Source organism: Amycolatopsis iheyensis (assembly GCF_024703995.1).
Classification (GTDB): Bacteria; Actinomycetota; Actinomycetes; order Mycobacteriales; family Pseudonocardiaceae; genus Amycolatopsis; species Amycolatopsis iheyensis.
In genome coordinates, this window is sequence record NZ_JAMXQV010000026.1 from 143,176 (window position 1) to 162,128 (window position 18,953).

Here is an 18,953-nt window from a genome sequence, read left to right on the forward strand (position 1 = left end):
GATTCTTCCAGGCCGGAACGCGCGGCGGGCGTCAGGGCCCTCAGGCGTGCGGGCGCGGGGCGAGGAACGGGCGGGTCGGCGCGACGTCCGGCTCGACGAGCACGGCCTCCGCCATCGCCGTGACCGGGCCGGTGACCTCCGGGACGACCGGGACGGCCTCGACGACCTCTTCGGTGGAGCGGGCCTTGCGCCGCTGGCGCAGCACACCCAGCGTCATGCCGACGATGCCGAGCGCGACCGCGACCAGCCCGACCGGGCCGAGCACGCCGAAGCTCTCCGCGCTGGTGTCGGCCCGCGTGGTCGTGACGTCGGCGAACGCGCTGCCGTCGGCCACGATCAGGGTGGCCGGGACGAGCGCGACCACCGCGGCTGCGCGCAGCGTGAACCGCATCAGGCTTTGACCTGGGTTGCGCACCGGAGTGCCTCCCGCGAGTGACGAGCGCAGTGACTTACCAAAGTCTCACCCATTCGAGTGAGGTGCTGCGTGCTACTGGTCAAAAAACTACCGAGCGTGTCAAGACCTGTCGGTCCTGACCGACTCGGGGGCCGAGACTAGCGCCCAACCGGGGACACGGACCCGGCACCCCCACGGTTCACTCGAACCACCCAAACGAGTGTTGCGCAAGGCGGAACGCTCATACCCAAAGTAGAGCTTGGCCGATTGCTGTCCGGTCGGCCGTCACCCGTTTCCCGCAAGATCGCTTCACCCTCTGCCATTCGCCGCAGCGCCCACTGGTCCGATCGCGTCCTCTTATCCGGAAAACTTTTCACCTACTGTCGATTGGTCTATACCTCTTGGAGTAGCCCATTCGGCTCGGTCGGACCGCGCACGACCGGCGTGACCCAGAGGAGTTCCGAATGACGATCACCCGGTTCCTGAAGCGCGCCGGAGTGGCGGTGAGCGCGCTCGCCGCGGTGGCCAGCGCCGTCGCGCTCCCGGCCACCACCGCGGCCGCCGCCGTCGACGCTTCCTTCGTCGTCAGCGAAGCCCAGTTCAACCAGATCTTCCCGGGCCGCAACAGCTTCTACACCTACAGCGGTCTCACCGACGCGCTGTCGGCCTACCCCGGCTTCGCCAACACCGGCGACGACACGGTCAAGAAGCAGGAAGCGGCGGCGTTCCTGGCCAACGTCAACCACGAAACCGGCGGCCTCGTCTACGTCGTCGAGCAGAACACCGCGAACTACCCGCACTACTGCGACGCCAGCCAGTCCTACGGCTGCCCGGCCGGCCAGGCCGCCTACTACGGCCGCGGCCCGATCCAGCTGTCCTGGAACTTCAACTACAAGGCCGCCGGCGACGCGCTCGGCATCGACCTGCTCAACAACCCGTACCAGGTCGAGCAGAACGCGGCCGTCGCGTGGAAGACCGGGCTCTGGTACTGGAACACCCAGAGCGGGCCGGGCACGATGACCCCGCACGACGCGATGGTCAACCAGCGCGGCTTCGGCGAGACCATCCGCAGCATCAACGGCTCGATCGAGTGCAACGGCGGCAACCCCGCCCAGGTCCAGAGCCGGATCGACAAGTACACCCAGATCACCGGGATCCTCGGGGTTCCGACCGGGGACAACCTGTCCTGCTGAGCCAGGCGCGGCGGGAAGGGCCTCTCCGGCGAATCGCCGGGGAGGCCCTTTTCGTTGTCACGCCTGGGGTTCGAGGTAGTCCAGCAGCTTGCGCAGGACGTCGTCGAGCAGGCCCAGCTCCTTGCCGGAGAGGCCGGACAGCAGCTCGGAGACGTTCGCGGTGTGCTCGGTCATCGCGGCGTCGACCGCCTCGAAACCCTGGTCCGTCAAGCGGATGCGGAAACTGCGGCGGTCGTTCGGGTCGAGCGCGCGCTCGACGAACCCGGCCTTCTCGAGCCGGTCGAGGCGGCTGGTCATGCCGGCGCGGGACATCATCAGCGTCGCCGAAAGCTCGGACGGGATGAGCGTGTACGGCGTTCCTGAGCGGCGCAGCGCGGCCAGGACGTCGAACTCCCCGCGTTGCAGCCCGAACTTGCCGAACACGCGCTCCTGGGCCGGGCCGAGCACCAGGGCCAGCCGGCCCATCCGGCCGGCCACGCCGATGGCGGTCAGGTCGAGGTCGGGGCGTTCTCGTTGCCACGCCGACACAACGGCGTCGACGGCGTCTTCGTCACTCACGCAAGCCACTCTATTCGATGCCAGCACTATTCGCCGCCTGATAGTTTGACAGCGAACTATCAGGCGTGGAATCATCCCTGGCATGACAACCTTGCTGGTACGCCACGACGAAGCCGAGCAGCTCGGCTCGACCCCCGACACGATGACCCTGCTCGCCGACGTCTCCCACACCGGCGGGCACCTGAGCGCGAACCGCGCTTCGCTCGGCCGCGGGCGCGACGGCGCGACACCGCACTTCCACACGTCGTCGGCGGAAATGTTCTTCCTGCTCGACGGCGAGCTGGAGGTGCTGAACGGCACCGAGGTCGTGACCGTCCGAACGGGCGACATGCTGTTCGTGCCGCCGCACAACCATCACGCGTTCGGGGCGACCTCGCGCTCGGGCGCGGATGTGCTGATCGTGTTCACGCCCGGCGTCGAGCGCTTCGAGTACTTCCGGATGATCGACCGGATCCGGCGCGGCGAGGCGTCACCGGCGGAGATCCTGGCGACGCAGGACCGGTTCGACAACCACTTCGTGGACAGCGAGGTCTGGCGCTCGGCCCGCGCGGCCTAGATGTCGTAGGTGGCGGTGACCGGCGCGTGGTCGGACCAGCGCTGGTCGTAGGCCGCGGCGCGTTCGACCACGACGCTCTTGACCTTCTCGGCGAGGCCGGGCGTCGCGAGCTGGCAGTCGATGCGCCAGCCGGAGTCGTTGTCGAAGGCCTGGCCGCGGTAGGACCACCACGTGTAGGGGCCGGGGCCGTCAGGGTCGAGGCGGCGCTGGACGTCGGTGTAGCCGGCCTCGGCGTAGACGCGGCCGAGCCACTCGCGCTCCTCGGGCAGGAAGCCGGAGTTCTTGCGGTTGCCCCGCCAGTTCTTGAGGTCGGCGTTGTCGTAGGCGATGTTCCAGTCCCCCACGACGACGACCTCGCGCCCGGCCGCGGCGGCCTTCGCCCGCAGTTCGACCAGGTAGGGGAGGAACGCGGCCATGAAGCGTTCCTTTTCGTCCTGGCGTTCGGTGCCGACGTCCCCGCTGGGTAGGTAAAGGCTCGCGACGACGACGTTCGGCAGGTGGACTTCGAGGTAACGGCCGCTGTCCTCGAATTCCGGCTCCCCGAAGCCGATCCGCGTCTCCTGGGGTTCGACGCGGCTGTACACGGCGACACCGTTGCGCCCCTTGACGGCACTGGGCGCGTGCACCGCGAACCAGCCTTCGGGGGCGACGACGTCCGCGGGGAGCTGGTCCGCCGTGGCCCGCACCTCTTGGCAGCAGACGACGTCGGCCTCGGTGGCGGCGAGCCACTCGACGAAGCCCTTTTTGGCGGCGGCGCGGAGGCCGTTGACGTTCACGGTGGAGACGGTCAGCACGCTCCGCACGCTACCGGCCGCTCTGCCAGACTGCCGGGCATGGGTGAGCTGACGGTGCTCGGCAGCTGCGGGGCGTTCCCGGAGCCGGGGCGGGCGTGCGCGGGTTTCCTGCTGGCGCACAACGGGTTTCGCGTGGTCCTCGACCTCGGCTACGGCGCGGCGTCCCGTCTGTTCGGCCACGGCCTGCCCGACGCGGTGGTGGTGACGCACGAGCATCCGGACCACTGCGCCGACGTGAGCGCGCTCGGGCGGGCATCGTACTACGGCGACGGACCACGGCTCCCGTTGTACTGCACGCCGAGCACCCACCGGTGGCTCGAGCCGCGGCCGGACCCGTCCGAGGTGTTCGAGCTCCACGACCTCGGCGCACCGGCCGACCTCGGCCCGTTCCGCCTCACGACGCAGTCGTTGCCGCACTACGTGCCGAACTTCGGCGTGCGCCTGAGCACACCCGGCCTGACGGTGGCGTACACGGGCGACACTGGTCCTTCGCCGGCACTGGCCGACCTCGGCCGCGACGCGGACCTGTTCATCTGCGACGCCACCCTCCGCACCCCACCGGCGGAGGGGGAGCCTCGCTTCTTGATGACGGCCGCGGAAGCCGGGCACTGGGCCACGCGGGCCAGGGCTCGACGGCTGATGCTGACCCACTTCTGGCCGGGCACCGACCGCGCGGCCGCGGCCGAGGAAGCCCGCGCCGAGTTCGGCGGCGAAGTCCTGGTGGCCGAAGAGGGCCTGACCGTCGCGCTCTGACCCCCGTCAGAGCGCGGTCCCCTGGCTCGACCCTCTCGGCCACCCGCCTCGGGCCGCCCGCGGAACTCCCCCTGGAGACCCCGCGGACACCCGCCGAACCCGCCGCATTCAGTTGTCACCCGCTCCCCGGGCGTTCGCCTCCTTTCGACCTGAAGAAGTTCTAGCAGCCACCACCGACAAAAACCGGGGCTTGACCGCCGAAGCTACGAACATTAGCTTTCAAGCTATGAAGAGTAGCCACCATGTCTCCTAGAGCGGGCCTGACCACCGAAGCGGTGGTCGACCTGGCCCTGGCCGAAATCGACGACGCCGGCCCCGAAGCCCTCACGCTCGCCAAGGTCGCCGAGCGCGCCAACGTCGCCGCCCCCTCGCTCTACAAGCACGTCAAGAACCTCGCCGACCTGCGGCGGCTGATCGACCTCCGGGTCGTCCGGGAAATGAGCGAAACCCTCCGCGAAGCCGCCACCGGACGCGAGGGCGCCGACGCCGTCCGAGCCCTCGCCGACGCCTACCGCGCCTACCTGCGCCGCCATCCGCACCGCACCAACGCCCTGGCCACCGCACCGAACGAGACCGACAGCGAACTCAGCCGGGCCACCCACGCCGTCGCCGAAGTCGTGTTCGCCGTTCTGCGGCCCTTCGGCTTCGGTCACGAGCAGGCCGTCCACGCGACCCGCTGTCTCCGCGCCGCGGTCCACGGCTTCGCCGGGCTCGAAGCCTCCGGCGGCTTCGGGCGTCCCGAGGACGTCGCCGAGAGCTTCGAAGTCCTCAAAACCATGCTCGTCCAAGGCATCGAAACCTATTCGGAGAAACCATGAGCTTCGTCCTCGCCTTACTCCTCTTCGTCGTCGTGCTGGGTGTGCTCGACGCCCGCTTCCCCTGGACGGAGGCACGCAGATGATCGCCGGGCACTTCGGGCTCGCCGCCGCCGTCAAGGCCGGGCGGCCCGCCATCCCCGTCTGGACGCTCATGCTGGCCACGGCCTGGCTCGACGTCGTCTTCGTCCCACTCTTCCTCAGCGGCATCGAGACGGTCGACGGCGCCGGCTACGGCGGTGGCGTCATCCACGCCGACTACACGCACTCGCTCGTCGGCGCGCTGGTTCTCTCGGCGCTCTTCGGCGCTGTCGCGGCATGGCGGCTGGGCCGGGACGCCGGCCTGATCCTGGCCGGTGTGGCCTTCTCGCACTGGCTGCTCGACCTCGTCGTGCACCGCGCCGACCTGCCGATCCTGCCCGGCAACGCGGGTGACCTGCCCACGTTCGGCTTCGGGCTGTGGCGGCTGCCGGCCGTGTCGGCCGTCGTCGAGCTGCTCATGCTGGCCGTCGGCATCGGCCTCTACTGGCGCGCCGCCGCGAAACGCGACCCCAAGCGCGCTCGCACGCTCGGCCTGTCGGCCGCGGCCTTCGGCGTCTTCACGCTCGCGGCCGACCTGCTCGGCGTGTAGCGACTCAGCAGGCGGAACCGGCGACCGGCTCGGTGAACGCGGCGGCCACCCACTTGTCGTCGGCCACCTTCCGGAAGCCGTTCTGCACGCCCGGCAGCGCGTCGAACTGGGCGTCACGCAGGTACTTGCCGACGATCTTGGCGTTGCCGTCGGCCGTTTCGCGGGCGTTCAGGACGTCCGCCGTCACCGTCACCTTGCAGCCCGTGGCCGACGCCCCCGAGGCCTGCTTGTCCGTGTTCATCACGTAGACGATGACGACCAGGACGATGGCGCCCAAGATGATCAGAGTCTTCTTCGACATGCCTTCCTCCAACCGCGAGCCCCGTCCTCTGCCAAGGGTAGGCAATCCTTTACCCGCACCGACAGCGCCGGACGCAGCAACCACCCGGAGGCGCCAGTCAAGTCACTCCGGGGTGACGCGCTGTACACGAAGAAGCCCCCTTCCCGGCCTAAACCGAAAAGGGGGCTTCCTTCGAAAAAGACTCAGCCCTGGGCGATCTTCTTCGCCAGGTTGTCGTCCAGCGTCGCGAGGAACTCCTCGGTCGTCTGGAACGGCTGGTCCTTGCTGATCAGCAGCGCCAGGTCCTTCGTCATCTGGCCGGCCTCGACCGTCTCGACGACGACCTCTTCCAGCTTGTTCGCGAAGCCGATGAGCTCCTGGTTGCCATCCAGCTTGCCGCGGTGCTCGAGGCCGCGGGTCCAGGCGTAGATCGACGCGATCGGGTTCGTCGACGTCGGCTTGCCCTGCTGGTGCTGGCGGTAGTGCCGGGTGACCGTGCCGTGCGCGGCCTCGGCCTCGACGGTCCGGCCGTCCGGCGTGCGCAGCACCGACGTCATCAGGCCGAGCGAGCCGAAGCCCTGCGCGACCGTGTCGGACTGGACGTCACCGTCGTAGTTCTTGCACGCCCAGACGTAGCCGCCCTCCCACTTCATCGCCGCGGCGACCATGTCGTCGATCAGGCGGTGCTCGTAGGAGATGCCCTTGGCGTCGAAGTCCGCCTTGAACTCGTTCTGGAAGATCTCCTCGAAGACGTCCTTGAACTGGCCGTCGTAGGCCTTGAGGATCGTGTTCTTCGTGGAGAGGTACACCGGCAGGCCGCGGTCGAGGCCGTACTGCAGCGACGCGCGCGCGAAGTCCTCGATGGACTTCTTGAAGTTGTACATCCCCATGGCGACGCCGCCGCCCTCGGGGAACTGCGCGACCTGGAACTCCATCGGCTCGGAGCCGTCGTCCGGGGTGTAGCTGACGGTCAGCTTGCCCGGGCCTGGCACCTTGAAGTTGGTGGCCTTGTACTGGTCACCGTGGGCGTGGCGGCCGATGATGATCGGCTTGGTCCACGTCGGCACCAGGCGCGGGATGTTCTGGATGACGATCGGCTCGCGGAAGATGACGCCGCCGAGGATGTTGCGGATGGTCCCGTTCGGGGACAGCCACATCTTCTTGAGGCCGAACTCTTCGACGCGTGCTTCGTCGGGGGTGATGGTGGCGCACTTGACGCCCACGCCGTGCTTCTTGATGGCGTTCGCCGAGTCGACCGTGACCTGGTCGTCGGTGCGGTCCCGCTCCTCGATGCCCAGGTCGTAGTAGTCCAGGTTCACGTCCAGGTACGGGTGGATCAGCTTGTCCTTGATGAACTGCCAGATGATTCGGGTCATCTCATCGCCGTCGAGTTCGACGACGGTGCCCTGGACCTTGATCTTGGCCATGAGCAGCGGTGCTCCTTCCGCGGATCTTCGCGTTGCTTCGATACGTCTCGCCGGTAGCGGTACAAGCGTACTGCTTGACGGAGCTGGATGGTTCCAGTAGTGGTCGGTATCAAGTCTCCACCCGCCGTTTGTGGCGCGGCTCACGGGGCGGTACCGCCGTTCGCCCGATCCGACCGCTCGCCGAGCGACCGTCGCGCGAAGAGGTGAACCAAGGCACGATGCCACCCGTGAACTCATCATGCGGGAGGTGACGGCCATGTCGACCCATCGGTACGCCGACTACGAAGACGATTACGAAGACTACGAAGAGTCCGCTGACACGCTCGACGAGCGGCCGCGCCGAGGTGTCGCCCACCTGGTCAGCGCGCTGGGCGGGCTCCTGCTCACGCCGGTCGCGCTCGGGCTGCTGAGCTGGGGCGGGCTGCGCCAGCAGCAGCTGATCCAGGCCACGCTCAGCACCAACCGCGACGCGCTGGGCATCGCGCTGCTGGCCGGCGGGGCGATCCTGCTGCTGGTCGTCGCCGCGCTCGGGGCGCTGTCGGCGGTCGGCCCGATCCTGGGCGGGCTGATCTACGGCGTGCTGCCGGGGGTCGCCGCGATGGCCATGCCGGAATGGGGCTTCCGGTTGGTGAACCTGATGCCGAAGAGCGACATCGCCTACGGCGTGATGGACTTCCTGTTCATCGGCGGGCTGCTCGGCGTGGGCTTCCTGCTCGTGGGCAGCGGCCTGGCCAACGCGCTGGTCCGGCGGCGGCGCGAAGCCTGAGGCGCGCCGGTGGGATCATCGGCCGATGGGTTTGTTCACCGTCGCGGAGGCACGTGACGAACTGGCGCGGCTGCGCCCGGTCCTCGACGAACTGGTGCGCGTCCGCGCCGACGCGGCCGAGCTCGCCGCGTCACTGCGCCCGGGTGGCCGGGCCACGGAGCTGGGCGGGCTGCCGGAGTGGAAGGCCGCGCAGGCCCGGCTCGACGACCTGATGACGACGGTGCAGCACACCGGCGCCGAGCTGAAGGGGTTCGCGCCGCTGCTGGTGGACTTCCCGGCCGAGCTCGACGGGGTCGACGTCCTGCTGTGCTGGCTCGAAGGCGACCCGGAGCTGGGCTGGTACCACCGCACCGACCTCGGCTTCGCGGGCCGTCGGCGGCTGAAAACCGCTGGTGCCGCCGACTAGGTTGAGTCGGTGGACGACAAAACCCGCGCCGACTTCTTCGACGAGACCGCCGAGCACTACGACGAAGACACCTTCCACGCCCAGGTGGCGGAGGCACTGGTTTCGCCGCTGCCCGACTCGCCCGGGCTCGTCCTCGACGTCGCCACCGGAACCGGCTTCGCGGCCTTCGCGGCACTGCGTTTGAAGCCGTCGCGCGTGCTGGCTGTCGACTTGTCGCCGGCGATGGTCGACCGGGCTCGCGCCAAGGCGCCTTCGCTGGACCCGTCGGGGCTGATCGAGTGGCAGGTCGGCCCGGCGGTGCCGATGCCGGCCGCCGACGGTTCGGCCGACGTCGTGCTGTGCGCGTCGTCGCTGCACTTCCTGGGCGCGGTCGCGTTCGAGGACTGGCTGCGGGTGCTGCGCCCGGGCGGGCGGCTGGCGTTCTCGGTGGTGTCCGGGGCGCGGTTCAAGCCGTCGGGGCCGTTCGAGGCGTTCGTGCCGAAGGACATCACGTTCCCGATCGACGAAGCCGGGGCGGGCGCGCTGGCCGCCGGCTTCGTGGACGTCTCCGCGAAGACCTTCACGGTCACCGACGGGAGCCGGGTCCGGAGCGTGTTCGTGGTGCACGCGACGGCGCCGTGAACCTCGAACGCTTCGCGGACGGCCACCTGATCTCGGCGGTCGCCGAGCGGAGCCGGGTCTCGCTGGTGCTCGAGGCGTACGCGGACTACCGGCGGGTGCCGGGTGAGGTGTCCGTCGTCGAGGTCTTCGAGCTGAGTGCCGACCCCGGCGAGCTGGTCATGGCCGAGCCGCCGGACGCGGCGCACTGCGTCGAAGAGCCGGCGAGCTGGGAGCACGACGGGCTCGTGACGGTCGAGTTCTTCGCACCGCTGCGGATCCGCGTGACAGCTGCCGCGTTCGAACTCGCCCGGCTGCGGACCGAGCGTCGAGTGGTGCTTCCCGAGCCGTCCGCAAACGCTTGCACCTTCGACTTGGCCGAGGTGCCACCGCTCGGTCCCGATGTCGTTTGGCGCACCTTGGGCGGTCCGGCGGGCACGCCCGCCGATCCCGACGGCTGGTTCCTCCAGCGCCGGGACCGGCTGGCGAACTCACGAACCGGCGTCTTCTGCGCGACCTCCGCGGACCGCGTCACCTTCGAGCGTCACGACGCCGACGACGACCTGTGGCGGGCCGTGCGGTTGTCCGGCCGGCACGCGGGGCGCGTGTGGTCGGGCAACTGCGTGTTCCGGCCCGGCGACTGGGTCGAGTGGGTGCGCACCGGAGCGTTGCCGCCGGTCGACCGGCTCAGGCAGTGAAGTGGACCTCGCCGCGCGTCGCCGGGCCGTCCGGGGTGCCGCAGCGCTGGACGAACGTGACGTCGACACCCGTCGCGTCGAGGCGGTCGATCGTGAAGTCGGCGTACGGGTCGCCGCAGCCGCGGCTGCCGGTGACCACGAAGATGCCCGGTGTGCTCAGCGCCGGGTCGCTCTGGCCGCGGAACCGCGCGCCCGTGTAGGTGCCGGTGTGCAGGGACTCCCCCGCCGGCGCGCTCAGCTCGACGCGCAGGTCCTTGAAGCCGGACTGGACGTCGATCTTCAGCCGGCCGTCGTACTCCCAGACCGCGATCTCGTCGCCCGGCGCCGAGTAGTGCGCACTGCCCTGCAGCGGCCAAGCGCCGTCTTCCGAAGCGTAGTCGACGGTCTGCACCGGGTCCGCCGAGGCGACCGGCACGAGCGCCAGGCCCAGCCCGGCCGCCGCCGTCATGACCACGCACGCACGACGAAGTGGATTCACGGAACCTCCCCAGTCCGAGCCGCTCTCCGCGGCACTGGCGATCATGCTGCCAGCGTCCGGCAGGCCCGGACAGGGGGTTTCTACTCACCGGTGCAGCGAAGCGCCCTTGAGGATCTTGTCCACGGCGTTCTTCGGGCCGTGCACCGCCAGCCCGGCCAGCGCCAGCTTCTCCCCCGGCACCGCGCGCACCGCCGCCCGGTTGTCGACGTCGTTGCCCGTGTGGAACAGCTCGTCGGTGAAGATCGAGATGCGCAGGCCGCGGCCCAGCGCCCGGGTGTGCGCCGCGGTCAGGACGTCGCCGGTGCCGGAGAACACCAGCACGGGCTGGCCGAACATCGGCAGGTACCCGGTGCCGTCGGCGTCTTCGTAGGGCTCGCCCATCAGCTCCGGCGTCACGTGGGCGATCCCGCTCACCAGGAACGCGGTGACGTTGAGCCGCTGCCAGGACGCCAGGTCGTCGCGGAGCAGGACGGCGATCTTCGTGTCGAAGGAACTCATGCCGGAAAGACTCGCCCGCCGGCCACCGGCACGTCTTGTACGTTCTTGACATGGCCCACGTGGAAGCTTGGCGGCCGGCGGTCCCGGGGATCGCCGAGGTCTTCCACGCCCGCTTCACCACGCACGCCTACCCACTGCACACGCACGACACGTGGACGCTGCTGATCGTCGACGACGGCGTCATCCGCTACGACCTCGACCGCCACCACCACGGCGCGCTCGGCCCGGCGGTGACGCTGCTGCCCCCGAACGTCGCGCACGACGGCCGCGCCGCGACCAGCCACGGCTTCCGCAAGCGCGTGCTCTACCTGGAGACGTCGGTGCTGGGCGAGGACCTCATCGGCGCGGCGGTGGACCAGCCGAGCCTCGCCGACGGCCTCCTGCGCACCCGCATCCACCAGCTGCACGCGTCCCTGGCCGACGCCGGCGACGCGCTGGAGGCGGAGAGCCGGCTCGCGCTGGTCGCGGACCGGCTGCGCGTCCACCTGGGCCGCCCGGCCACCCACGAGCCGAAGCGCGGCCTCGCCGACGAGCTGCGAGAGCTCCTGGACGCCCGCCTGCCGGACGCGCTGACCCTCGCCGAAGCGGCGTCGACGCTGGGGGCGCACCCGGCGTACCTGGTGCGGAGTTTCGGGGCGCGGTTCGGGCTGCCACCCCACCGCTACCTGACGGGCCGCCGCGTCGACCGCGCCCGGCGGCTGCTGCTGGCCGGCGCCCCGGCGGCGGAGGTCGCGGCGGTCACCGGGTTCACCGATCAGGCGCACTTGACGCGGCACTTCAAGCGGTATCTGGGGACGACGCCGGCGCGGTACTCGAAGGCTCGCTGACCCGGGTTTGTGTCAAGATGACCGCATGCTGCGCGAACTGCACCTGACCGGCGACCCGGCGGCCGACAAGCTGCTCAACGACGACCCGTTCGCCCTGCTCGTCGGCATGCTTCTCGACCAGCAGTACCCCATGGAGCACGCCTTCGCCGGACCGCGCAAGATCGCCGACCGGATGGCGGGCTTCTCCCTCGCGAAGATCGCCGGCACCGACGTCGAGACGTTCGTCGAGATGTGCGTCGTGCCGCCGGCCATCCACCGCTACGGGGGTTCGATGGCCCGCCGCGTGCACGCGCTCGCCCAGCACATCATCGAGAACTACGACGGCCGCACCGAGGGCATCTGGCTCGACGGACGCCCGAAGCCGGACGGGCCGGAGGTCCTCAAGCGTCTGCGCGCCCTGCCCGGCTTCGGCGAGCAGAAGGCGAAGATCTTCCTGGCGCTGCTGGGCAAGCAGCGCGGCATCCAGCCGAAGGGCTGGCGCGAGACGGCGGGCGCGTACGGCGACCGCGGCTCCCGCCGGTCGATCGCCGACGTCACCAGCGCCGAGACGCTCGCCGAGGTGCGGGCGTTCAAGAAGGCCGCCAAGGCCGCGGCCAAGGCGGGCTAGCGCACCCAGACGCGCAGCGGGCCCAGCGGCGCACCGCCGTGGTCCAACGCGACCCGCAACGCGTCGCCGTGTTCGTAGCCGACCACCGGGACTCCCGGGAACGCCGACGCCACCGCCGCCACCGCGCCCGGCCAGCCCGTTGCCGGGCCCTCGAAGTTCGACAGCCCGACGACTCCCTCGCCGCGATGCGCCACCACCGTGTTCTCGCCGTGCGACAGCAACGCCACCGTCGGGCCCAGCGGCGAAGCCGCGCGCTGCCAGCCCGGCTCGGGAACGCCGGGGCCGCACGCGAGCCACGTCGCCTCGAACAGGACCGAGAAGCCCGGCAGCGTCAGCGTCGCGAAGCTGTCCTTCACCGAGCAGCCGGGTGAGCCGTCGACGAACGGCAGGATGTCCGCGGCCGTGGCAGCCGGGGTGAGGGTCACCGCGTCCGGGTAGAACTCGCGCGTGCGGGTGCGGCTCGTCCACGCTCGCGGGCCGAAGTGGCCGCCGCAGACGAGATCGCACCAGGTCGCGTTCTCCGCGACCGCACCCGCGAGTTGCCGTGCACTGTCCGAAGTGGACCCGAGCGGTTCCACGAGATCACCGCCGTTCGAGCTTCTCACAGCAGGCCGGCGAGTTTGTACAGGACCAAACTGCCGGCCACCGCGACGTTGAGGCTCGCCCCCATCCCGACCATCGGGATTTCGACGACGGTGTCCAGAAGGTCGAGAGCCTCGGGCGGGATCCCGGTCTGCTCGTGGCCGAGCACGGCGATCGTGCGGCCGCGGGCGGCCGGGAGGTCTCCCAGCCGCACCGCTTCCTCCGCCAGCTCGACGCCGACCACCCGGGTGCCCGCCGCGCGTTCGCGCGCCAGCCAGCCCGGCGGGTCGTGCACCCAGTGCACGCATGCCGGGCGCCGCAACGTGTTCCCGCGCCGCAGCGCCTCCGGGACCCACGGGTGCCGCGGCACCGCGAGGCACGCGCCGACCGCGTCGCAGGTGCGCAACAACGTGCCGAGGTTGACGCCGTGCAACGGCCAGAGCGGGGCGGCCACCAGGTGGCCCCAACAGGGATGTGCTTTGGTTCGCCGGGACTTCCGCAGCTCGCTCGGCGTGCGGACCCGGACCGCGGGGCTCACCGGCGCCGAGGCGCGAAGCCTCCGAATTCTGTGCTCATACGGGGATTCTAACCCGTTCGCCGGGACCGCGGGCGGGTTCGCGCTCCTACGCTGGACCCGGAGGTGACGTCCCATGCACGCAGGAGTGGGCGACCAAATCCAGGTACACGGCCGTACCGTCGGGTCGGCCGAGCAGCGCGGCGAGATCCTCGAAGTCCGCGGGCCCGACGGCGCCCCGCCGTATCTCGTGCGGTTCGCCGACGGGCACGAAGGACTCGTCTACCCCGGGCCGGACTGCGAAGTCCAGGCCCACGCCGATTAAGCGGCCACCGGCTCGCGGACCCGGCCCCACGCCGCGCTGACGAGCAGCAGCGCGAGCAGCGTCAACGCGGCCGCGACCTCGGGCAGCACCAGCGGGCCGCCGGAGTCGAGCACCGCGCCCCCGACCACGCCGGACAGGCCGACGCCGAGGTAGATCGCCGACGCGTTGAGCGAGAGCACCAGGCCGGCGTGGCTCGGGGCCAGCTCGATCAGCCGGTGCTGCACCGGCGGGCTGAACGACCACGTCGCCATGCCCCACACGAACAGCGCGACGCCGGCCGCGACCGGGGTCGTCGTCGCGATCGGCAGCAGCGCCATGACGACGGTGATCGAGGCCGTCACGACGAGCAGCGGCGCGCGCGAACCCCAGCGGTCGGCCGCCCGGCCGCCGGCGAAGTTGCCAACCGCGCCGCCGACGCCGTAGCAGAAGAGCAGCACCGTGACCGCCGTGCCGTGCAGGCCCGCGGTCGCGGCCAGCAGCGGTGACACGAACGTGTAGACCATGAACGCGGCCAGGCAGCCGAGGACCGTCACCGCCAGCATGACGAGCACACGCGGGTCGCGGCCCGCGGCGAACCGCTCGGCCAGGGTGACCCGCGGCGGCGCGGCGACCACGGGCAGCGCCGCCCGCACGGCCAGCGCGCTCGCCAGCGAGAACGCCGCGACCAGCGCGAACGCCGTCCGGTAGCCGAGGTGCTGCGAGATCAGGCTGCCCAGCGGCACGCCGAAGATGAGGGCGACGGTCAAGCCGCCGAACACGAGCGCGATCGCGCGGCCCCGGCGTTCCGGGGCGGTCAGCTGGGCCGCGACGGCACTCGCCGCGGGCGTGAACACCGCGGCGCCGATCGCGGTCACCACCCGGGCCACCAGGAGCGTGCCGTAGCCGGGCGCGAGCGCGGCGAACAGGTTGCCGGCGGCGGTGACGACGAGCGCGGCGACCAGCAGCGTCCGGCGTTCCCAGGTGCCGGTGACGGCGGCGAAGATCGGCGAGCCGACCGCGTACGCGATGGCGAAGGCCGTGACGAGCTGAGCGGCGGCGGTCGCCGAGACCTGCAGCTCCCCGGTCAGCGCGGGCAGCAGCCCGGCGACGATGTAGCCGCTGGTCCCGACGCCGAACGCGCCGAAGGCCAGCACCGAGATCCTCGAAGGCGAGGGTGTGGACATGGGCAGGATCCCCCAAGCGGAACAGGTGATTGGTTCGACGAACGTCGTAGTTCGACAATCACCGTACTACGCGGCTCCGACAATTTCGACCGGCGTCGTACAAAGACGTACACTGGGCCTCATGGCCAAGACCGCCGCACTGCCGCCGATCGTCCACCCCGAGCTGGACGAGATCACCGTCGAAGGCGTGCTTCGCGCGCTGGCCGACCCGGTGCGACTGGGCATCGTGCGCCAGCTCGCGGCGGCGGACTGCGAACTCGCGTGCGGCGCGCTGACCGTGCCGGTGACCAAGTCCACAATCACCCACCACCTGAGCATCCTGCGCCAGGCCGGGGTCGTCGCCGGCCGCCAGGAGGGGACGACCCGGTACAACTCGTTGCGGCGCAACGACCTCGACACCCTCTTCCCCGGCCTGCTCAACGGCGTTCTGGCCGCTCAGCGCTGACTCCGCCGTTACGGTGTGGATCGTCACCCGATATCGGGATGACAACGACCCCGCTCGCTTGTTGGACTGGGCGTAGGCAGCTCACGGCGCTGGGGCCATGCGGCTGCCTTTCCTTATGAAGCTTCACTGAACCGATCCAGTGACCTCGACCACGAGATCGGCCAAGTAATCGATTTCTCAACCCTGGAAGGAGTGCCGTGCCCGTCGCGCTGCTCGCGCTCGCCATCGGAGCTTTCGGCATCGGGACCACCGAGTTCGTCATGATGGGCGTGCTGCCCCAGGCGGCCGCCGACTTCGGCGTCGACATCCCGACCGCCGGCTACCTCATCTCCGCCTACGCCCTCGGCGTGGTCGTCGGCGCCCCGCTGCTCACCGCGGTCGCCGTCCGGCTGCCGCGCAAGACCATGCTGCTGGCGATGATGGGCCTGTTCACGCTGGGCAACGCCCTGTTCGCGCTGTCGCCCAACCACGAGTTCGGCGTCGCGTTCCGGTTCCTCGCCGGCCTGCCGCACGGCGCGTTCTTCGGCGCCGGCGCGGTCGTCGCGTCCAGTTTGGTCGGACCCGGCCAGCGCGCCAAGGCCGTGTCGATGATGTTCCTGGGGCTGACCCTGGCGAACGTCATCGGCGTTCCGCTCGGGACGCTGCTGGGCCAGCAGGTCGGCTGGCGCGCAACCTTCGGCGTCGTCGCCGTGATCGGCCTGGTCGCCGCCGCGGCGATCTGGAAGCTCGTTCCGCACCAGGGCCGGCCCGCCGACGCGTCGCTGCGGGGTGAGCTCGGCGCGTTCAAGCGGCCGCAGGTGCACCTGGCGCTGGCGATCGTCACGTTCGGGCTGGGCGGCGTGTTCGCCTGCCTGTCCTACATCACACCGATGCTGACCGACGTCGCCGGCTACTCGCCGTCGAACGTCACGCTGCTGCTGTCCCTGGCCGGCGTCGGCATGACGATCGGCAACCTGCTCGGCGGCCGGCTGGCCGACCGCGCGCTGATGCCGGGCCTGTACGCGGCGCTGCTGTCGCTGGCCTGCGTGCTCGGGATCTTCACGATCACCGCGCAGGGCAAGGTCGGCGCGGCGATCACGATCTTCTTCGTCGGCGTCGCCGGGTTCATGATCGGCCCGATGATGCAGGCGCGGATCATGGAGAAGGCGGGCGGCACGCCGTCCCTGGTGTCGGCGGCCGTCCAGTCCGCGTTCAACATCGCCAACTCGATCGGGGCGTACCTCGGCGGGCTGGTGATCGCGGGCGGGCTCGGCCTGGTCGCCCCGAACTGGGTCGGCGCGCTGCTGGCGGTGTTCGGGCTGTCGCTGGCCATCGTTTCGGGCACTTTGGACCGCCGCGAGGCCAAGGCCGAACGACGTGAGCTCGCGATGGCGTCCTAAGAAGACGCGAACGGGCCGCCGATGATCGTCAAGGCCACGTACAGCACCGCTGCCGCCAGTCCGGTGTAGGTCACGATGTCCACGACCTTGCCGCGGATCACGAGCAGCCCGGCCCGACCCGTCGGCAGCACCGCCCGCAGGACCGCGGCGAGGAGGAGCGCGGCGCCGATCAGCGCCGCGCCCTCCCGCCAGTGGTACTGGACGATCCGCAGCGCCGCCACGGCCACCACCAGCAGCACCGCCGCGAACGGCAGCTGGGTGAACCGGGCCCGGCCGCCCCGGCGGTCGTGCACGTCCCGCCGGTCTTCGGTCATCGTCATCAGCCTTGGACCGAGCGTTCGGCCGCTTCCACGACGTTGCTCACGAGCATCGCCCGGGTCATCGGGCCGACCCCGCCGGGGTTCGGCGAGATCCAGCCGGCCACGTCGGCCACGTCCGGGTGAACGTCGCCGGTGAGCTTGCCGTCCACGTGGGACACGCCGACGTCGAGCACCGCCGCGCCCGGCGCGACCATGTCCGGCGTGATGATCCCCGGCACGCCCGCCGCGGCGACCACGATGTCCGCCCGGCGGACCTCGGCGGCGAGGTCGCGGGTGCCGGTGTGGCACAGGGTCACCGTCGAGTTCTCGCTGCGGCGGGTCAGCAGCAGCCCCAGCGTCCGGCCGACGGTGATGCCGCGGCCGACCACGGTGACGCGCGCGCCGTTCAGCTCGACGCCGTGCCGCTTGAGCAGCTCGATGATCCCGTACGGCGTGCACGGCAGCGCGCCCTGCTGGCCCAGCACCAGGCGGCCGAGGCTGACCGGGGCGAGGCCGTCGGCGTCCTTCTCCGGGTCGATGCGCTCGAGGACGCGGTTCGCGTCGAGGTGCTTCGGCAGCGGCAGCTGGACGATGTAGCCGTGGCAGGCCGGGTCGGCGTTCAGCTCGTCGATGACGGCTTCGAGCTTCTCCTGGGAGATGTCCGCGGGCAGGTCGCGGCGGATCGAGTTGACCCCGATCTTGCCGCTGTCCGCGTGCTTCATCCGCACGTAGGAGTGCGAGCCGGGGTCGTCGCCGACCAGGACGGTGCCCAGGCCCGGCGTCACCCCCTTCGCGGCCAGCGCCGCGACGCGCGGCTCGAGCTCCGCGAAAATGGCGTTCTTGGTGGCCTTGCCGTCGAGAATCTTCGCCGTCACGAGGCCCATTCTGGCAAAGCGACCCCCGCGCGTCGCTTCCAGGCGTGGGTGGTCGCTGCCCGTAGACTGGCCGCTACCCCACACGGTCCAATCGCGACGCTCACCGCGATCAAGCTGTGATCTACGGCACTTCGCATCACGCGAGGTCAGACCGGGTGCCGACGGGTCGCCGAGCGGCAAAACCCACATGCGGGGTGCACACGCGCGCGCGAGCAGTCAAAATGTGCGGGTGGCACAACCGACGACGCAGCTGAACGCGACCGAGCAGGACACCCTGGTCAAGCAGATCGGCCTTGCCCTGCTGCGTGCCGCCCCGCGCGACTGGCGCAAGGTCACCGCGGAGTACCGAGCCGTCGGCAGGTACCACGAGCTGACCGGCGAGATCGTGACCGAGGACGGCACGGCCCACGAATGGCTCGCCACGCACGACATCGCGACGCTGTTCGGCCGACTGCGCGGTGGCATGTACCGCGACGGCCGCGGCACGTGGTTCAACGCGCGGTACCAGCTCGACCACCCGTCGAGCTACAACCTCGAGTACAACCGCGACGAGCCGGTGTGGAACCTCGCGCCGCCGCCGCAGGCCTATTCGGACGAACTGCGGATGTTCCCCCGCACGGAGGAGAACGTCCCCGAGTGGCTGTTCCGGCGGATGTCCGGGCTCGGCCCGGAGCAGCCGGGGCCGCACTTCCGGATCGCCCGGATCTTCGACACCGTCGGCCCGGCCGGCCGGCCGGTGATCAACCGCCCCGACCTGGAGGTCGACGAGCAGGACCGGCTGCTCGAGTACCTCGACCACGCGCCGCTGGTCGTCACCGAGCGCGGGTACGACATCGACCGGCTGGCCGCGGCGCCCGAGGCCACCGTGCCGGTCGCCTTCCACAGCGACGGGCAGTGGGTCTGGCCCGCCGCGGTCAACTTCTACCTGCAGAAGTACGGCGTCTCGCCGGAGCCGGACCTGGTCGAGCACATCCGCGCGGTCGGTTTCAAGCTGCCGCCGGTCGACGAGCCGACGCTGCAGGCCGCGGGCGCCTACCTGACCCGCGGGAACCAGCCGCCGCCGCAGCGCCCGGGCGGCCCGCCGCCGCAGGGC

Annotated in this window: 26 protein-coding genes and 1 pseudogene; 15 read left to right on the forward strand and 12 right to left on the reverse strand. The window is 70.7% G+C overall.

The genetic code is table 11. From position 1 onward, the window contains the following. Window positions 1-40 precede the first annotated feature (40 nt). A complete protein-coding gene (locus tag M8542_RS38105) occupies window positions 41-391 on the reverse strand; it encodes a hypothetical protein (protein ID WP_257925198.1) in 351 nt (116 codons plus the stop codon). Window positions 392-858: 467 nt separating this feature from the next. Between M8542_RS38105 and M8542_RS38110 the strand changes: the two genes are divergently transcribed. Then, complete coding sequence (locus M8542_RS38110; RefSeq protein ID WP_257925199.1) at window positions 859-1,587, forward strand: chitinase; 729 nt, start codon at window positions 859-861, stop codon at window positions 1,585-1,587. A 57-nt stretch (window positions 1,588-1,644) separates the two neighbouring features. Here M8542_RS38110 and M8542_RS38115 read toward each other — a convergent pair whose 3' ends face one another. Then, a complete protein-coding gene (locus tag M8542_RS38115) occupies window positions 1,645-2,145 on the reverse strand; it encodes a MarR family winged helix-turn-helix transcriptional regulator (RefSeq protein WP_257925200.1) in 501 nt (166 codons plus the stop codon). 82 nt (window positions 2,146-2,227) lie between these two features. Between M8542_RS38115 and M8542_RS38120 the strand changes: the two genes are divergently transcribed. Further along, window positions 2,228-2,701 (forward strand): cupin domain-containing protein, encoded by a 474-nt coding sequence (locus M8542_RS38120; protein ID WP_257925201.1) that lies wholly within the window; start codon window positions 2,228-2,230, stop codon window positions 2,699-2,701. On the opposite strand, the gene M8542_RS38125 is transcribed toward M8542_RS38120, so the two are convergent. Continuing rightward, complete coding sequence (locus M8542_RS38125) at window positions 2,698-3,504, reverse strand: exodeoxyribonuclease III (RefSeq protein ID WP_257925203.1); 807 nt, start codon at window positions 3,502-3,504, stop codon at window positions 2,698-2,700. The genes M8542_RS38120 and M8542_RS38125 overlap by 4 nt on opposite strands. 30 nt (window positions 3,505-3,534) lie before the next feature. On the opposite strand from M8542_RS38125, the gene M8542_RS38130 reads away from it, so the two are divergent. From M8542_RS38130 to M8542_RS38140, 3 genes are all read left to right on the forward strand, one after another. Continuing rightward, on the forward strand, window positions 3,535-4,248 hold the full coding sequence (locus M8542_RS38130; protein WP_257925204.1) for an MBL fold metallo-hydrolase: 714 nt from the start codon (window positions 3,535-3,537) through the stop codon (window positions 4,246-4,248). Between the two features lie 242 nt (window positions 4,249-4,490). Further along, on the forward strand, window positions 4,491-5,066 hold the full coding sequence (locus tag M8542_RS38135; protein WP_257925205.1) for a TetR/AcrR family transcriptional regulator: 576 nt from the start codon (window positions 4,491-4,493) through the stop codon (window positions 5,064-5,066). Between the two features lie 79 nt (window positions 5,067-5,145). Continuing rightward, on the forward strand, window positions 5,146-5,694 hold the full coding sequence (locus tag M8542_RS38140) for a permease (RefSeq protein ID WP_257925206.1): 549 nt from the start codon (window positions 5,146-5,148) through the stop codon (window positions 5,692-5,694). Window positions 5,695-5,698: 4 nt separating this feature from the next. Here the strand turns inward: M8542_RS38140 and M8542_RS38145 are convergent, their stop codons facing one another. Together M8542_RS38145 and M8542_RS38150 are read right to left on the reverse strand one after the other, a co-directional pair. Next, window positions 5,699-5,995 carry an SH3 domain-containing protein gene (locus tag M8542_RS38145; RefSeq protein WP_257925207.1) on the reverse strand — a complete coding sequence of 99 codons (297 nt, stop codon included), beginning with the start codon at window positions 5,993-5,995 and terminating at the stop codon, window positions 5,699-5,701. 182 nt (window positions 5,996-6,177) lie between these two features. Continuing rightward, window positions 6,178-7,401: an NADP-dependent isocitrate dehydrogenase gene (locus M8542_RS38150; RefSeq protein ID WP_257925208.1), complete on the reverse strand. Its 1,224-nt coding sequence runs from the start codon at window positions 7,399-7,401 to the stop codon at window positions 6,178-6,180. A gap of 256 nt (window positions 7,402-7,657) precedes the next feature. Here M8542_RS38150 and M8542_RS38155 point away from each other — a divergent pair, with 256 nt between their 5' ends. Genes M8542_RS38155 through M8542_RS38170 form a run of 4 tightly spaced genes read left to right on the forward strand, consistent with a single transcriptional unit; the run spans window position 7,658 to window position 9,868 of the window. Beyond that, on the forward strand, window positions 7,658-8,167 hold the full coding sequence (locus tag M8542_RS38155; protein ID WP_257925209.1) for a hypothetical protein: 510 nt from the start codon (window positions 7,658-7,660) through the stop codon (window positions 8,165-8,167). 25 nt (window positions 8,168-8,192) lie between these two features. Further along, a complete protein-coding gene (locus tag M8542_RS38160; protein ID WP_257925210.1) occupies window positions 8,193-8,573 on the forward strand; it encodes a DUF2203 domain-containing protein in 381 nt (126 codons plus the stop codon). 9 nt (window positions 8,574-8,582) lie between these two features. Next, complete coding sequence (locus M8542_RS38165; RefSeq protein ID WP_257925211.1) at window positions 8,583-9,194, forward strand: class I SAM-dependent methyltransferase; 612 nt, start codon at window positions 8,583-8,585, stop codon at window positions 9,192-9,194. Then, on the forward strand, window positions 9,191-9,868 hold the full coding sequence (locus M8542_RS38170) for a hypothetical protein (RefSeq protein WP_257925212.1): 678 nt from the start codon (window positions 9,191-9,193) through the stop codon (window positions 9,866-9,868). The genes M8542_RS38165 and M8542_RS38170 overlap by 4 nt, the downstream gene beginning before the upstream one ends. Here M8542_RS38170 and M8542_RS38175 read toward each other — a convergent pair. Together M8542_RS38175 and M8542_RS38180 are read right to left on the reverse strand one after the other, a co-directional pair. Continuing rightward, a complete protein-coding gene (locus M8542_RS38175; protein ID WP_257925213.1) occupies window positions 9,858-10,346 on the reverse strand; it encodes a hypothetical protein in 489 nt (162 codons plus the stop codon). The genes M8542_RS38170 and M8542_RS38175 overlap by 11 nt on opposite strands. Before the next feature lie 84 nt (window positions 10,347-10,430). Further along, window positions 10,431-10,844: a DUF2000 domain-containing protein gene (locus M8542_RS38180; protein ID WP_257925214.1), complete on the reverse strand. Its 414-nt coding sequence runs from the start codon at window positions 10,842-10,844 to the stop codon at window positions 10,431-10,433. Window positions 10,845-10,894: 50 nt separating this feature from the next. Between M8542_RS38180 and M8542_RS38185 the strand changes: the two genes are divergently transcribed. Both M8542_RS38185 and M8542_RS38190 read left to right on the forward strand, forming a co-directional pair. Beyond that, complete coding sequence (locus tag M8542_RS38185; protein ID WP_257925215.1) at window positions 10,895-11,671, forward strand: AraC family transcriptional regulator; 777 nt, start codon at window positions 10,895-10,897, stop codon at window positions 11,669-11,671. Window positions 11,672-11,696: 25 nt separating this feature from the next. Beyond that, a complete protein-coding gene (locus M8542_RS38190) occupies window positions 11,697-12,278 on the forward strand; it encodes an HhH-GPD-type base excision DNA repair protein (RefSeq protein WP_257925216.1) in 582 nt (193 codons plus the stop codon). On the opposite strand, the gene M8542_RS38195 is transcribed toward M8542_RS38190, so the two are convergent. Together M8542_RS38195 and M8542_RS38200 are read right to left on the reverse strand one after the other, a co-directional pair. Beyond that, complete coding sequence (locus M8542_RS38195; protein WP_257925217.1) at window positions 12,275-12,856, reverse strand: hypothetical protein; 582 nt, start codon at window positions 12,854-12,856, stop codon at window positions 12,275-12,277. The two genes, M8542_RS38190 and M8542_RS38195, sit on opposite strands and share 4 nt — an antisense overlap. A gap of 23 nt (window positions 12,857-12,879) precedes the next feature. After that, window positions 12,880-13,314 (reverse strand): TrmH family RNA methyltransferase, encoded by a 435-nt coding sequence (locus tag M8542_RS38200; RefSeq protein ID WP_257925218.1) that lies wholly within the window; start codon window positions 13,312-13,314, stop codon window positions 12,880-12,882. 196 nt (window positions 13,315-13,510) lie between these two features. Between M8542_RS38200 and M8542_RS38205 the strand changes: the two genes are divergently transcribed. Continuing rightward, window positions 13,511-13,699, forward strand: coding sequence for a DUF1918 domain-containing protein (locus M8542_RS38205; RefSeq protein ID WP_257925219.1), 189 nt, complete (start codon window positions 13,511-13,513; stop codon window positions 13,697-13,699). On the opposite strand, the gene M8542_RS38210 is transcribed toward M8542_RS38205, so the two are convergent. Then, window positions 13,696-14,862 carry an MFS transporter gene (locus tag M8542_RS38210; protein ID WP_257925220.1) on the reverse strand — a complete coding sequence of 389 codons (1,167 nt, stop codon included), beginning with the start codon at window positions 14,860-14,862 and terminating at the stop codon, window positions 13,696-13,698. The genes M8542_RS38205 and M8542_RS38210 overlap by 4 nt on opposite strands. Window positions 14,863-14,983: 121 nt before the next feature. Here M8542_RS38210 and M8542_RS38215 point away from each other — a divergent pair, with 121 nt between their 5' ends. Together M8542_RS38215 and M8542_RS38220 are read left to right on the forward strand one after the other, a co-directional pair. Next, window positions 14,984-15,307 (forward strand): ArsR/SmtB family transcription factor, encoded by a 324-nt coding sequence (locus tag M8542_RS38215; protein ID WP_257925221.1) that lies wholly within the window; start codon window positions 14,984-14,986, stop codon window positions 15,305-15,307. 197 nt (window positions 15,308-15,504) lie between these two features. Continuing rightward, entirely contained in the window at window positions 15,505-16,686 is a 1,182-nt protein-coding gene (locus M8542_RS38220; RefSeq protein WP_257925222.1) for an MFS transporter, read from the forward strand. On the opposite strand, the gene M8542_RS38225 is transcribed toward M8542_RS38220, so the two are convergent. Further along, a complete protein-coding gene (locus tag M8542_RS38225; RefSeq protein ID WP_257925223.1) occupies window positions 16,683-17,006 on the reverse strand; it encodes a DUF3017 domain-containing protein in 324 nt (107 codons plus the stop codon). The two genes, M8542_RS38220 and M8542_RS38225, sit on opposite strands and share 4 nt — an antisense overlap. Next, on the reverse strand, window positions 17,006-17,860 hold the full coding sequence (locus M8542_RS38230) for a bifunctional methylenetetrahydrofolate dehydrogenase/methenyltetrahydrofolate cyclohydrolase (protein ID WP_257925224.1): 855 nt from the start codon (window positions 17,858-17,860) through the stop codon (window positions 17,006-17,008). The genes M8542_RS38225 and M8542_RS38230 overlap by 1 nt, the downstream gene beginning before the upstream one ends. A gap of 223 nt (window positions 17,861-18,083) precedes the next feature. On the opposite strand from M8542_RS38230, the pseudogene M8542_RS38235 reads away from it, so the two are divergent. Beyond that, a pseudogene (locus tag M8542_RS38235) lies at window positions 18,084-18,953 on the forward strand (glycohydrolase toxin TNT-related protein); the annotation flags it as partial.

What these genes read in the sequence shown, in the direction of transcription:
- M8542_RS38110 (WP_257925199.1), top strand. Translation starts at nt 859, where the DNA reads ATGACGATCACCCGGTTCCTGAAGCGCGCCGGAGTGGCGGTGAGCGCG.
- M8542_RS38160 (WP_257925210.1), top strand. Translation starts at nt 8,193, where the DNA reads ATGGGTTTGTTCACCGTCGCGGAGGCACGTGACGAACTGGCGCGGCTG.
- M8542_RS38140 (WP_257925206.1), top strand. Translation starts at nt 5,146, where the DNA reads ATGATCGCCGGGCACTTCGGGCTCGCCGCCGCCGTCAAGGCCGGGCGG.
- M8542_RS38210 (WP_257925220.1), bottom strand. Translation starts at nt 14,862, where the DNA reads ATGTCCACACCCTCGCCTTCGAGGATCTCGGTGCTGGCCTTCGGCGCG.
- M8542_RS38135 (WP_257925205.1), top strand. Translation starts at nt 4,491, where the DNA reads ATGTCTCCTAGAGCGGGCCTGACCACCGAAGCGGTGGTCGACCTGGCC.
- M8542_RS38130 (WP_257925204.1), top strand. Translation starts at nt 3,535, where the DNA reads ATGGGTGAGCTGACGGTGCTCGGCAGCTGCGGGGCGTTCCCGGAGCCG.
- M8542_RS38150 (WP_257925208.1), bottom strand. Translation starts at nt 7,401, where the DNA reads ATGGCCAAGATCAAGGTCCAGGGCACCGTCGTCGAACTCGACGGCGAT.
- M8542_RS38205 (WP_257925219.1), top strand. Translation starts at nt 13,511, where the DNA reads ATGCACGCAGGAGTGGGCGACCAAATCCAGGTACACGGCCGTACCGTC.
- M8542_RS38190 (WP_257925216.1), top strand. Translation starts at nt 11,697, where the DNA reads ATGCTGCGCGAACTGCACCTGACCGGCGACCCGGCGGCCGACAAGCTG.
- M8542_RS38145 (WP_257925207.1), bottom strand. Translation starts at nt 5,995, where the DNA reads ATGTCGAAGAAGACTCTGATCATCTTGGGCGCCATCGTCCTGGTCGTC.
- M8542_RS38155 (WP_257925209.1), top strand. Translation starts at nt 7,658, where the DNA reads ATGTCGACCCATCGGTACGCCGACTACGAAGACGATTACGAAGACTAC.
- M8542_RS38105 (WP_257925198.1), bottom strand. Translation starts at nt 391, where the DNA reads ATGCGGTTCACGCTGCGCGCAGCCGCGGTGGTCGCGCTCGTCCCGGCC.
- M8542_RS38180 (WP_257925214.1), bottom strand. Translation starts at nt 10,844, where the DNA reads ATGAGTTCCTTCGACACGAAGATCGCCGTCCTGCTCCGCGACGACCTG.
- M8542_RS38120 (WP_257925201.1), top strand. Translation starts at nt 2,228, where the DNA reads ATGACAACCTTGCTGGTACGCCACGACGAAGCCGAGCAGCTCGGCTCG.
- M8542_RS38215 (WP_257925221.1), top strand. Translation starts at nt 14,984, where the DNA reads ATGGCCAAGACCGCCGCACTGCCGCCGATCGTCCACCCCGAGCTGGAC.
- M8542_RS38225 (WP_257925223.1), bottom strand. Translation starts at nt 17,006, where the DNA reads ATGACGATGACCGAAGACCGGCGGGACGTGCACGACCGCCGGGGCGGC.
- M8542_RS38185 (WP_257925215.1), top strand. Translation starts at nt 10,895, where the DNA reads ATGGCCCACGTGGAAGCTTGGCGGCCGGCGGTCCCGGGGATCGCCGAG.